Origin of the sequence: Pseudomonas sp. B21-040 (genome assembly GCF_024748695.1) — a bacterium.
Classification (GTDB): Bacteria; Pseudomonadota; Gammaproteobacteria; order Pseudomonadales; family Pseudomonadaceae; genus Aquipseudomonas.
The window spans coordinates 6,079,071-6,091,839 of record NZ_CP087176.1 but is presented as its reverse complement, the minus strand read 5'-3'; the positions used below and the strand labels follow the sequence as shown (position 1 = coordinate 6,091,839).

The 12,769-nt window shown below is 59.7% G+C and carries 12 protein-coding genes and 1 tRNA gene; all 13 read right to left on the bottom strand.

Features of this window, described 5'->3' with window-relative positions; translation table 11 throughout:
- Position 1: 1 nt before the first annotated feature.
- Positions 2–1,828, bottom strand: a complete 1,827-nt coding sequence (locus tag LOY55_RS27965) for a S9 family peptidase (RefSeq protein ID WP_109785562.1) — start codon at positions 1,826–1,828, stop codon at positions 2–4.
- Positions 1,794–2,930, bottom strand: coding sequence for a pyrroloquinoline quinone biosynthesis protein PqqE (pqqE, locus tag LOY55_RS27960; RefSeq protein WP_408981008.1), 1,137 nt, complete (start codon positions 2,928–2,930; stop codon positions 1,794–1,796). The genes LOY55_RS27965 and pqqE overlap by 35 nt, the downstream gene beginning before the upstream one ends.
- 7 nt (positions 2,931–2,937) lie before the next feature.
- Positions 2,938–3,213 carry a pyrroloquinoline quinone biosynthesis peptide chaperone PqqD gene (gene pqqD / locus LOY55_RS27955; RefSeq protein WP_077431161.1) on the bottom strand — a complete coding sequence of 92 codons (276 nt, stop codon included), beginning with the start codon at positions 3,211–3,213 and terminating at the stop codon, positions 2,938–2,940.
- Entirely contained in the window at positions 3,210–3,962 is a 753-nt protein-coding gene (gene pqqC, locus LOY55_RS27950) for a pyrroloquinoline-quinone synthase PqqC (protein WP_109785560.1), read from the bottom strand. The genes pqqD and pqqC overlap by 4 nt, the downstream gene beginning before the upstream one ends.
- Positions 3,963–4,085: 123 nt before the next feature.
- On the bottom strand, positions 4,086–4,997 hold the full coding sequence (gene pqqB, locus LOY55_RS27945) for a pyrroloquinoline quinone biosynthesis protein PqqB (protein WP_046029950.1): 912 nt from the start codon (positions 4,995–4,997) through the stop codon (positions 4,086–4,088).
- Between the two features lie 75 nt (positions 4,998–5,072).
- Positions 5,073–5,147, bottom strand: a complete 75-nt coding sequence (pqqA, locus tag LOY55_RS27940; protein WP_009045898.1) for a pyrroloquinoline quinone precursor peptide PqqA — start codon at positions 5,145–5,147, stop codon at positions 5,073–5,075.
- 155 nt (positions 5,148–5,302) lie between these two features.
- Positions 5,303–7,729, bottom strand: coding sequence for a pyrroloquinoline quinone biosynthesis protein PqqF (pqqF, locus tag LOY55_RS27935; RefSeq protein ID WP_223522848.1), 2,427 nt, complete (start codon positions 7,727–7,729; stop codon positions 5,303–5,305).
- 48 nt (positions 7,730–7,777) lie between these two features.
- Positions 7,778–8,572 (bottom strand): carbon-nitrogen hydrolase family protein, encoded by a 795-nt coding sequence (locus LOY55_RS27930; protein ID WP_046029952.1) that lies wholly within the window; start codon positions 8,570–8,572, stop codon positions 7,778–7,780.
- Positions 8,573–8,584: 12 nt separating this feature from the next.
- A complete protein-coding gene (locus LOY55_RS27925; protein ID WP_046029954.1) occupies positions 8,585–10,267 on the bottom strand; it encodes an NAD(P)/FAD-dependent oxidoreductase in 1,683 nt (560 codons plus the stop codon).
- 231 nt (positions 10,268–10,498) lie between these two features.
- The gene (locus tag LOY55_RS27920; RefSeq protein ID WP_046029956.1) at positions 10,499–10,960 is read right to left on the bottom strand and encodes an Lrp/AsnC family transcriptional regulator; all 462 of its coding nucleotides are present in this window, start codon (positions 10,958–10,960) and stop codon (positions 10,499–10,501) included.
- 174 nt (positions 10,961–11,134) lie between these two features.
- Positions 11,135–11,803 (bottom strand): hypothetical protein, encoded by a 669-nt coding sequence (locus LOY55_RS27915; protein WP_046029957.1) that lies wholly within the window; start codon positions 11,801–11,803, stop codon positions 11,135–11,137.
- A 185-nt stretch (positions 11,804–11,988) separates the two neighbouring features.
- On the bottom strand, positions 11,989–12,279 hold the full coding sequence (locus LOY55_RS27910; protein ID WP_258667138.1) for a DUF3077 domain-containing protein: 291 nt from the start codon (positions 12,277–12,279) through the stop codon (positions 11,989–11,991).
- Positions 12,280–12,682: 403 nt separating this feature from the next.
- Positions 12,683–12,759 (bottom strand) — tRNA-Ile (locus tag LOY55_RS27905).
- Positions 12,760–12,769: the final 10 nt, after the last annotated feature.

Genomic DNA, 12,769 nt, shown 5'->3' with positions numbered 1-12,769 from the left:
CTCAAACGCCCTGATCGATTACCCTGCGATAAAACAACCACTCCTGTTCCAGGGCATGGGCCTGATTGCCAGCCTTGCGGAAGCCGTGGCGCTCGTCGGCGTAGTAATGCGCTTCCACCAGGATGCCGTTGTCCTGTAGTGCCTCGACCATGTCCCGGGTCTGTTGCGGCACAACCACGGCGTCCAGTTCACCCTGAAAGAAAATCATCGGTACACGGATGTTGCTCGCATGCAGCAACGGCGTTCGTGCGGCGTAGCGTTTGGCATCCTGCACCGGATCACCGATCAGCCAGTCCAGATAATCACCTTCGAATTTATGAGTCGCCCGTCCCAATGCCACGGGATCGCTGACGCCGTACAGACTGGCGCCAGCGCGGAAAACGTTCTTGAACGCCAGGGCACACAGGGTGGTGTAACCGCCAGCGCTGCCACCGCGAATGAACGCGTTGTCGCCGTCGATCAACCCGCGTTCGGCGAGGTGGGCGACGACTGCGCAGGCGTCCTCGACGTCCACCTCGCCCCAACTCAAATGCAGCGCCTGGCGATATGCCCGGCCGTAACCGCTGCTGCCCCGATAGTTGAGGTCGGCCACGGCAAAGCCGCGTTGCGCCCAATACTGGATGCGCGGATCGAGCATCGGGTAGCACGCCGAGGTCGGGCCGCCGTGGATGAACACCACCAGCGGTGGTTTCGCCTCCCCGGTCGTGGCCGGGTAGAAGAACCCGTGCGCCTCGCCCGAACCGCTCGGGTAGCGCAGGGTTTGTGGCACGCTGATCTGCTCGACCGGCATGGGTGTGACACCACCGGCCAGTACCTTGACACGCCGGGTGCTGCGGTCGATGGCGATCACCGCTGCCGAACTGATCGGTGAGGCGGCGATGCAGTAGATGAATTGCTCATCCAGTGCGAGATGGCGGAAGCGGCTGTAGTCACCGGTGAAATCTTCACGGGTGTCACCGCAAAGGCCCAGTCGGCCAAAACCGCCTTCGGTCCAGCTCGCCAAAAAAGTGTTGTCGCGCAGCGGGAGCCAAGTGCACCCCCCCAATTGCCACGGCGCTGGCCCATGATCGGCCGCGGCGCTCGGCAGCGGATTCAACCCGTCTGAAGACTCGACCCATGGCTGCCAATATCCGCCACGGTCGGTCAGACAAAACAGCCGGCCGCTGGTATCGAATCGCGGCTGTTGCAACGACTCCTGAGCGGCGTCGCCGGCCACGCAATGCGGCAGCGCAAAGCCACCATCGCTCTGACGTTCGGCCACCATCAGACGCGTTGCAGTCCAAGGCTGGTCCGGCCGACTCCACTCGATCCACGCCAACCGCTGAGCGTCGGGACTCAACGTCGGCGCAGCGTAGAAGTCCGCGCCTTCGGCCAGCAAGTGACGGGCGCCATCAGCCACATCGATCGCGACCAGACGATGTTGATCGTGGTGCTCTTCGACGGCCAGAACCTGTCCATTGGCGAATTGCAGGTCGCCATAGCGGCATTTACTCGCGGTCAACGCTTCAGGTGTTTCGCCCTGCAGCGATTGCCGATACAGCTGTTGGTCCGCCTCGTTGACGAAAACGATGCCGTCATCGGTCAGACAAAACCCGCCGCCGCCATATTCGTACACTCGACTGCGCACACTAAAACCCGACGGCGTCAGGCAATGCGCCTGGCCGTCACGCCAATGCCAGATCCGGCAAGCGGCTTCTTCGGGCCGGTATTCGTTCCAGAACAGACCGTGCTGGCCGACCTGCAGTTCGGCAAAGTCGATCGCGGCCGCGACGGCCCTGGAGGCGCTGAAAGGCTCAGCTTTTTGCGATAAGGCGGGAGTTTCGTTCATTGCGAAAGGCCAATTGTTCGATGGTCTGAGTCGCGTGCTCGGCTTCTTCGCGGGCCTTGAGAATCACGCCATGATGTTGAGACTTGCTGCACACTGGGTCGGCGTTGCTCGCGTCACCGGTGAGCATGAACGCCTGGCAACGGCAGCCGCCGAAGTCCTTTTCTTTTTCATCGCAGGAACGGCACGGCTCGGGCATCCAGTTGTAACCGCGAAAGCGGTTGAAGCCGAAGGAGTCGTACCAGATGTGTTGCATGCTGTGGTCGCGCACGTTTGGAAATTGCACCGGCAGCTGTCGGGCGCCGTGACAGGGCAGGGCGGTGCCGTCCGGGGTAACGGTCAGGAAGATGCTGCCCCAGCCATTCATGCAGGCTTTCGGGCGTTCTTCGTAATAGTCCGGCGTAACGAAAATCAGCTTGCACGGATGCCCTTCGGCTTCCAGCTTGGCGCGGTATTCGTTGGTGATGCGCTCGGCGCGGACCAGCTGTTCCCGGGTCGGCAACAACCCGACGCGATTGAGCTGCGCCCAGCCGTAAAACTGGCAGGTGGCGAGTTCGACGAAGTCCGCCTCCAGGGCGATGCACAGCTCGATGATCCGGTCGATCTTGTCGATGTTGTGCCGATGGGTCACGAAATTCAGCACCATCGGGTAGCCGTGGGCTTTCACCGCGCGGGCCATTTCCAGCTTCTGCGCAAAGGCTTTTTTCGAGCCGGCCAGCAAGTTGTTCACTTGCTCATCGCTGGCCTGGAAACTGATCTGGATATGGTCCAGGCCGGCCTTCTTGAAATCGCTGATTTTCTGCTCGGTCAGGCCGATGCCGGAGGTGATCAGGTTGGTGTAGAAGCCCAACTTGCGTGCCTCGGCGATCAGCTCGGCGAGGTCCTGGCGCACCAGCGGTTCGCCACCGGAAAAGCCCAACTGCGCCGCACCCATCTCCCGCGCTTCGCGAAAGACCTTGATCCACTGCTCGGTGCTCAGCTCCTTGCCTTGTTCGGCGAAGTCCAGCGGGTTGGAGCAGTAGGGGCATTGCAACGGGCAGCGGTAGGTCAGTTCGGCCAGCAGCCACAGCGGCAGGCCGATTTCGGGTGTGGGCGGTACTTGCACCGACGACTCAGGCAAGTTCGATCCAGTGCTGCGCACGGGCAACCTCCATGAATTGCTCGATGTCGTCACCGAGCTCCGGCACGCCGGGGAACTGCAGGTCGAGCTCGGCAATGATTGCCGCAACATCACGCTCGCCATCGATCAAACCGCCAATCAGCGCGGCGCTTTCATTGAGCTTGATCATGCCTTCCGGGTACAGCAGCACATGGCCTTTTTGCGCCGGTTCGTACTGGAAACGGTAGCCGGGACGCCAGGTCGGGGTCTTGCTGCGATCGAAACTCATAAGGTGATTCCTTTATGCCAGACCCGTTGTTCGGTCACGCTGTGATACGGCGGGCGGTTCAGTTCGTAGGCCATGCTCATGGCATCGAGCATGCTCCAAAGGATGTCCAGTTTGAACTGGAGAATTTCCAGCATGCGCTCCTGACCGGCCCGGGTGGTGTAGTGCTGCAAGGTGATCGCCAGACCGTGTTCCACATCGCGGCGGGCCTGGCCCAGGCGAGTGCGGAAATACTCGTACCCGGCCGGGTCGATCCATGGGTAATGCTGTGGCCAACTGTCCAGGCGCGATTGATGGATCTGCGGCGCGAACAGTTCAGTCAGCGAGCTGCTCGCGGCTTCCTGCCAACTGGCCCTGCGGGCAAAGTTGACGTAGGCGTCGACGGCAAAACGTACGCCGGGCAGCACCAGTTCATGAGAGCGCAGTTGATCCGGGTCGAGGCCCACAGCCTGGCCCAGACGCAGCCAGGCTTCGATGCCACCGTCTTCGCCGGGGGCGCCATCGTGGTCGAGCAGGCGCTGAATCCACTCGCGACGGATCTCGCGATCCGGGCAGTTGGCGAGGATCGCGGCGTCTTTCAGGGGAATGTTCACCTGATAGTAAAAGCGGTTGGCAACCCAGCCCTGGATCTGCTCGCGAGTCGCCCGGCCTTCATACATCGCCACGTGATAGGGGTGATGGATATGGTAATAGGCGCCTTTGGCGCGCAGGGCGGCCTCGAATTCGGCGGGGGTCATTGCGGTGTCAGTCATTGCGGTTCTCCGGGTATGACCGGTGGATTTTGTGGTGTCTGGACTATCGCCATCGCGAGCAAGCTCAGCTCCTACAGAGCACGCTCTTGTAGGAGCTGAGCTTGCTCGCGATGGGGCCCTCCGCTACAACACAATACTCATGCCGTCATAAGCCACTTCAACATCCCGACGAACCAGCTCGGCACGCTCCGGCGAGTCTTCATCAAGAATCGGGTTGGTGTTGTTGATGTGAATAAGCACCTTGCGCTGCTTGGGCAGTTGCTTCAGCACCTCCAGCATGCCGCCGGGGCCGCTCTGCGCCAGGTGGCCCATTTCCCGTCCGGTGCGCGTACCGACGCCGCGACGCTGCATTTCGTCGTCGTCCCACATCGTGCCGTCCACCAACAAGCAATCACTGCTGGCCATGATCTTCAGCAGCGGCGCGTCGACCTTGCCCAGCCCCGGCGCATAGAACAGCTTGCCGCCGGTGTTCAGGTCTTCGACGATCAGACCGATGTTGTCGCCGGGGTGCGGGTCGAAGCGGTGCGGCGAATACGGCGGCGCGGCGCTGCGTAGCGGCAACGGGGTGAATCGCAGGTTTGGGCAGGCCGCGATGGTGAAGCTGCGGTCCAGTTCGATCGGGTTCCAGTCCAGTCCGCCATTCCAGTGGGTCAGCATGGTAAACAGCGGGAATCCGCTGCTCAAATCTTCATGGACCATGTCAGTACACCAGACCTGATGCGGGCAACCTTCGCGCAGGCTGAGCAGGCCGGTGGTGTGGTCGATCTGGCTGTCCATCAGGATGATGGCGCTGATGCCGGTATCACGCAGGGCGCGGCCCGGTTGCAACGGGGCGAAGCTTTGAAGCTGAGCGCGGATGTCCGGTGACGCGTTGCACAACACCCAGTTCACGCCATCATCGGAAATTGCGATAGACGACTGGGTTCGCGCCTTGGCGTTCAGGCTGCCATTGCGAAAACCGGCGCAGTTCACGCAATTGCAATTCCACTGGGGAAAACCACCCCCCGCGGCGGAACCTAGAATCTGGACAAACATGGCCGCTCCATCATTCGAAAACTGAAAATAAAAACGCCTCGGCGAGCCGAGGCGTTGCACTGCGCTACAAAAAGATTAGCGGCTTGCGAAGTACATGGTGACTTCAAAGCCGATACGCAGGTCGGTGTAAGCAGGTTTGGACCAGGACATGGGAGCATTCCTTCAGGTGATGGGACAGTTCAGATCTATACATATAGTCCACCTCCAGTCGGAGATGTTCAGATAGTTAGGTAGCTATGTTACTTAAAATTTCAAAGTAATTGGCTGCCAATGTGTGAGAAAGCTAATTGCAGCCTTGGTAATGATCATTTTGTCGCTTGCCAAAGCGGGTTCGGGCAAGGCGCGCTGGCCAGGGCGCGCCAGCCACCCTGCGCCTGATTCAGCCGCTGTGCCGCAGCCAGCAATGAACGGTGGTCAATCGTCAAAATGGCCTGGGCCAGTTGCTTCAGATAATCCGACGAATGGCCGGCTAATTTGCTCTGCCAGAGTAGTTCCGTTGCCTGGACGGTGGGCAGTGCGGCGCTATCAAACTGATCGGCCAAGGCCTGGCGCTGAGCGATGAAAGTGGCGTCGTCGAGGCTTTGAATCATCGAAGTGAAGCCGTTCAGAAACGCCTGGATATGATCCAGCAAGTCCACCGGCGCAACGCTGGGCGATTGCACGCCGAACAGGATCCCGGTTTGCCCATGAATCTGTCGCAGGGCGCTGAACACCGCATAGCCGAGTTGCAACTCCACCCGCAGGCGCTGGTAGAACGGTGTCTGAGCCAGATGCGCGAGCAAACGCCAGGCCGCTTCATCGGCGATGTCCTGAGTCGGCGTCGGACAGAAGAGCAGCAACGCGTGCTCGCTGGCGCCGGTATCGACGGTCGTCCACAGATGCCGGGCGCTGATCGAGGGCGGCAGTGTCAGTTGATTGTCCGCGGTGCCGGGAATACGGCTCAAGGCCAGGCCCATCGCGGCTTGTGTCTGGGTGGACAGGCCAACCGCCAGGCCGTCCCAGCGCGCGCTCGACCAGAGTTGCTGGAGGTCGTCTGAGTCGTCGGTGCGCTCAAGACACTCGTCGGGCAGCGCCTTCAGCAACTGCCGAATCGGTATCAGCGCAGCGCTTGCCGGTTGTTCTTGTGGGGCAACGACCTCAGGTTCGGTCAGCACTTTCAGCGCGTGTTCGAGGACAGTCGGCATCGGCTCCTGGAGTCCGGTCATTTTCAGCAGCCATTCATTGCCCGATGCAGTGAAGGAAAAGTCGACGCCGGCCTGACGCGCATCCTCGCGTAATGACTGCAGGCGATTTTCCAGGCTCGATTGAAGGCTGGGCAGCGGTTTGAAATCGAGGCGCCAGCGCAGAAATATCGCCCCTTCATCGCTGTTGTCCGCCAAGGCCTGACTGAATTGCATCGGCGAGTTTTCACGACGACTGCGCGAACGGTCCTGGGCAAACGTGCGCAGGCCTCGGTGTTTGCTGGTCTGACCGCGAATCAACCCGGCATTGGCGGTGGGTGCTTCGTCGCGCAAAAACGGATTTGGCGTCGGCAATTGCCAAGCGCCGCTGAAGTTATCCACAGCGCCGATTTTTTTCAGGAGGTCTTTAAGCGCTGCAACCCCCTGCTCGGACAGCCCGGTTTCGAGCTGCTCGCTGTCCCGTTGGGCCAATGGCAAGGCAGCGCCGACTTGCTGCTGGCGTTGCAGCAAGGCGGCGTATTCTTCGCGCAAGTCGGTCCAGTCTTGATGGGCGGCAAAAAAGCCCAGCCAGTCGAGAAGCTTCTGGCGAATCACACTCGCCGATTGCGCCGTAGCGAGTTCAATGTGCAGCAACGCTTGCCCCGCGAACTGATACAGCGGCGCGGCTTTCAGGCTGTCCGCCAGCCCCTGCTCTTGCAGCGTCGACATCAGACCGCCAGGTTTAGCGGCATTCAGCCAGTGACACAGAAAGGCCAGCGCTTCACGCGATGAGTCGGGCAATGCTTCGAACGCGAACAGAAGATCCAGGCGACGCTCGCCAGCCTGTTGATAAGTGTTCTGCGATGCGTTCATCAGCGCGCCGGGCGTTTGTTGTGCGACCTTGTCCCCGACGGGAATCTCGGCGCCAAAACGCTGAGCCATCTCGCGTAATTCATCGAGACTCTGCGGCCCGGCGAGGCTCAGTGTCAGTTGCCCGGTCTGATAAAACCGTTGATGAAAATCCTTCAAGGCCTGCTGAAACTCAGGGAGCTCCACCGGCAGGCTATCGCGATTTCCGGCATGGAAACCGCGCAAGGGATGGGTCGACGTCAACCCATCGAGCAGCGTCAATTGCCGTTGCGCCGCCGCGTCCTGTGACCAGGCGACAAACTCGGCTTGCAACACTTCGCGCTCGCGCAACTGATCCTCCGGATTCATACGTGGATGGGCGAGCATGTCTGACAGACGCTCCAGCCCGCCGAGAAATGCCTGAGGCGGCAGTTCGAAAAAGAAGTCGGTCGTGCGTTCGCTGGTTCGTGCGTTGACCTGCCCGCCGTGACGTTGCACATAGGCCATCAACCCTTGGCCCGCAGGAAAGCGCTCAGTCCCCAGAAACAGCAAATGCTCCAGAAAATGCGCCAGGCCGGGCCAGGCCAGCGGCACATCGTGACTGCCCGCCGCAACCCGGAGTGCCGCCGCGCAGCGCTTCAAATTCGGGGCATGACGCAGCGTCACCCGCAAGCCGTTGGCCAGGGTTTCAGTGTGGGGGCGAGGGTGATTCAGCGCAGGCATGAGCACTTCCAGAACAGAGAAGCGCTAATGCTAGCGGATTACAGGGGCTCAGCGCTTGTTAAGGTCGCCGTAAAGCTCGGGACGGCGGTCCAGCAAGTAGCGATTGGCGGCGCGAGAGTCGGTCATCAACTGCCGATCCAGCTCGCCGACGATCAGCGCTTCATCGAGGCCAGCCTGGGCGATGCGGCTGCCATCCGGCGCGGCGATGCTGCTCTGGCCGCAGTAGTGGATGTCGCCTTCATGGCCGCAGTAATTGGCGTAGGCCACATAGCACTGGTTTTCGAAAGCACGGGCGCGGACGGTGACGTCGGCGACGAAGTCGAAGGGAATCATGTTTGCCGTCGGCACCAGGATCAGCTCGGCACCGGCCAGCGCCAGGCGTCGAGCGTTTTCCGGAAACTCCATGTCGTAGCAAATCAGGAAGCCCAGCTTCCAGCCATTGAGCTCAATCACCGGAAAGTCATCTTCGCCAGCACTGAACATCGAGTGATCGAGGTCGCCGAACAAGTGAGTCTTGCGGTAGTTGCACAACCGCTCGCCCTGGGCGTCGATCAACTGCACGGCGTTGTAGATCTGCCCGTCTTCGGTGCGCTCCGGGTAGCCATATAAAATGGCGATCCCGGCAGACTTGGCAATGCGCGCAATGTGTTGCGCCGATTCACCGTTGTGCACCTCCGCGAGGACGCTGACGGCGTCGACGCCGATGTTGTAGCCGGTCAGGAACATCTCCGGCACTACCAGCAAATCGGCGCCTTTCGCTTCCTGGGCCAATTGCTGTAGACGTTGCAGATTGCCGGCGACGTCCAGGGGCAGCGGTGGACATTGGTAAAGGGCTACGCGCATTTCGGATTCCTCTTACTCGGGCAGGGCGATCGGTCCGATCTCGTTGAACACATCACCTGGACCCGGGTTCTCGGCGTGAGTTTCACCGCCGAAGTGTTTCATGATGCCCCACACCGCGTTGAGTGAGGTCTGCACCGCGCCTTCAACCCAGGCCGGCGTCCACGAAACGTCGTCGCCAGCGATGAAAATCCCGCGTTGCTCGGCTGGCATCTCGTCTTGCATGAAATGCGCGTACATGCGCTGGTTATAGCGATAGTGGCCGGGCAGGGCGCCTTTGAAGGCCCCGAGGAAATGCGGGTCGGCTTCCCAGGATACGGTGATCGGATCGCCGATGATGCGCGCTGCGATGTCGACTTTCGGGTAGATCTTTTTCAACGCGTCCAGCGCCAGCTTCACGCGTTTTTCCACCGGCTGCGGCAACATTTTCAGTGCGTCGCTCATCCACGAGTACGACAGGCAAATCACCCCCGGCTTATCGTCGCCGTTATCGAACAGGTAGGTGCCACGGGTCAGGCGATCGGTGAGCGTCATGCTCATCAAGTCGCGGCCGGTTTCCGGGTCCTTGTCCTTCCAGAACGGGCGGTCGACCATCACGAACGTCTTCGACGATTGCATGTAGCGCGTGCGATCCAGCGCCATCCACATTTTTTGCGAGAACAGGCTTTCGTCGCATTCGATCTGGGTGGTCAGCAGCCAGCTCTGGCAAGTGGTCAGCACCGCGGCGTATTCGCGGGTATCACCCCAGTTGTCGGTGACGGCGAAACGGCCACCCGGTGCATGGGCAATCTTCTTCACGCCGGTACGCGGTGCTCCGTTGTGCAGGGAGCTGAGGCTGGTGCCTTCAGGCCAGTGCACGCAACGTTCCGGCACATGGCGCCAGATACCCTGTGGCACCTGTTCCACCCCACCGACCACCAAGTGCTGATGATCGTCGCAGTTGGTCATCACCACGCGGAAGATTTCCAGCATAGAGTTGGGGAAATCCGAGTCCCAGCCGCCGGTGCCGAAACCGACCTGGCCGAACACTTCGCGGTGATGGAACGACAGCTTGGCGAACGCTTTGGAGGTGGCGACGAAGTCGTAGAAGGTGCGGTCGTCCCACAGCGGGACGAGGGTGTTCCACAGCTCCTTGAGGCGTGGCACGTCGCGGTCGCGGATCGCTTGCTGGATATCGGAGAACTGCGAGCCGGCTTCCAGGGCGTCGGCCCAGGCGTCAGCTACTTCCTGGAACAGTGCAGGAAGATCTGCCAGTTTTTGTGCGTAATGGGTTTTGCCTTCCAGATCGATCACGGTGCTGCCCGACGCGGGTGTCAGCGGGTTCGGGAAGGGTTTGGTCTCAAGACCGAGCTTGTCGACGTAGTGATAGAACGCGGTGGACGAGACCGGAAAACGCATGCCACCGAGCTCGGCGATGATGCCTTCAGCGCCATTGAACGCTTGGGAACGCAGGCGCCCGCCCATTTTCGAGGCTTCGTAGACGACGGGTTTGAGGCCCAGTTTCATCAATTCGTAAGCCGCCACCAAGCCGGCGATACCAGCACCGACAATCGCTACTTCGGCACCGTGGTTGTGCGCAGGAATGCTGCCCAGACCCGCCGGGTGTTCGATCCAGTCGTCGAAGGCGAAAGGAAAGTCCGGGCCGAAAATGGTGACTGGTTTTTTACCGTCTGCAGGATGGCGATTGTTCTTGTTCATGGCTGACCTTGCTGGCGACCCGACGCGGGATGCGCGTCTGAGTATAGGAAAAGATGGCAGCCATTCTAGTGAGCGTAGAACACGTTAATAAGACGCAAAATGTCGTCGATTTGCCATTTTAATGGTCAATATGACGTAGCGTTGAATCAGAGTGACAACTCGATCCCCTGTAGGCGCGAGCGTGCTCGCGATGGCGTCAGCTCAGGCGCCCATGAAACCTGAGTTGGAATGTCAAACCGGCTGCCCCCGATCAATCTTGCTGCTCAGAATGATCGAAGTCGTCGTCTTCTCCACCCCATCCACACTGCCGATCTGATCCAGCAATTGATCCAGCTGCTCTGGCGAGTCGGTACGCAACCACGCCACATAATCAAATTCGCCACTTACCGCACACAACTGCTGAACCTGAGCCATCGCACTGAGCCGGCGCAGCACTTCCTTGCCAGAGCGCGGTTGCACGGTAATCCCGACATACGCCTGCAATCCGCCATCGACCACGCGCTGACCGAGGCGCACGCCATAACCGGTGATGACTTTGGCCTTTTCCAGGCGCGCCAGTCGCGACGTGACGGTCGTGCGCGCGATGCCCAATTGCCGGGCCAGCATGGCCACGCTCTCGCGGGCGTTGATCTGCAAGGCTGCGATCAATTGGCGGTCGATTTCATCAAGCACGGGCGGGCGGATGTCAGGCAAGGGGTGGCTCCAGTGGCACGGTTCAATGGCTGAGCATGTTACAGACTCGTTCGGCGGGGCGCTTGTGGTCGATATTCGAACTGGGGCTATGTGATTGCTAGACATTGCCCAAGTGACGGCTGAATCACGGGCGTGAAAAAGCCGCGCATTAGCGCGGCTTTTCTGTTTGGCCGCTCAGCAGCCAGGAGTCGGCAGTTCGGAGCCGATGGTAATCGCGGTAACCTGCACAGCCTGGAAGCTTTGCTGCGCCTGCGCGTCGAAATCTCTCTCACAGTTAAAACGAGTATCGGTGACAAAATCTTCGCCCTTGACCTTGGTCATGCTGGCCTGCCACTGGTTAGAGGCTTTCAGCGCTTGATCGCTGACCAGCACAACTTCCAGCAACACCTGACGGAAGTCCACAGCTCGCGGGCCGTCCCATAGCGCAAAAACCGACGGATCGGCAGCGTTGCCGCACATGGTCAGGCAGTCCGCGTAGAAATTCAGGTCCCCAGCCGCTTGTTGAAAGTTTCCGAAGGTCAGGGGCTTGTTGGCGGCCGGTGCGAACGATTCACCGATGAAGGATTTCAAGTCGGCTTGGCAGGTCGGCGAAAGCTCCATGCGCAGTTCACTTATTGTGCCGCCACCGGCAGTCGCCGTAATTTGGCAACCTTGAACCTCATAAGAGTGATGATCGCCCGAACTCTCACGTGCGACGCCGGCAACCGATTCGAAGTGACGCAGATTAGTGCCCAACATTTTTCCATTAAAAACATCGGCAACGCTGGCTTTCGCTTGGGCAATCGCAGGGCTGCCTGCAACAATCAGTGCTGTGAACAGGCTGGTAAAAATGGCTTTCTTCATCCGCAAATTCCTTTTGTCTCGATTGAGTCGAACGTGCCCTTCGACGATGAGGCGCGAACATACACAACGTTGATAGTGATTGGCCAGTAGTGAGTGCCAGGTCGCGTATCGGCGAATGCGTCACGACACTCGTGACGATGAGCTGAAGGTCTCGAATACTCGGGGCACAATCCTGTTGAGTGCTGTTACTCGGATTTCGTCGCGGTCCGCGCAGGTCGCGGCGTAAGCACCTTCACTACATCATCAATCAACGCCTTATCCATCGCCGTCAGGTAGTGCGCGGCCCAAGCATGGCGGTCGGTGTCCTTTGTGTAGGTTGCATCCTCGGCAAATGCCTTGGCCAGGAATAGCAGATCGGAGGCTTGTGATAATGCTTCAACGATGGGGACGCCGGCGCGGACGTTGAACAACGCCTGATCCGAGCAGTATATGAACGGAGTGAAGCCAATGGTTTTTAGTTCTGATTGGTTGTTCATGGTCAACTTCCTTGATTTGAGGAGATGCCAATTTCGTTTCCAAGCGAATGGGTGGCAGCTGTGCGCAGGTTGGAAAACCGGGAATCAAGGAACCGGCACGCCCTAAGACGTCCCGCGCACAGCCGCCATAACTCAGGTTGCAGATAAGCTGCTGCAATCGTAATCAGGGGCGCTGTTACGTTTTGATTCGACGGGTTTCCAAGCCCGATCACTGCATTGGCAGTGACGTCCGGAGAGTATCCCGTCGAACAAAAGCGCAACAAGGCAGCAAAGTGCCCATCACAAGATAATCAGATGTTGCCTACAACCTTGGCGGGCGTCATCTGATAGCTGCGACATACAACTTAAAGAAAACCAGCTCGTCGCATACGAAAAAGCCGCGCATTAGCGCGGCTTTTTTGTTTGGTGGGCCCACACGGACTTGAACCGTGGACCAAAGGATTATGAGTCCTCTGCTCTAACCAACTGAGCTATAGGCCCTCAGTAGGTC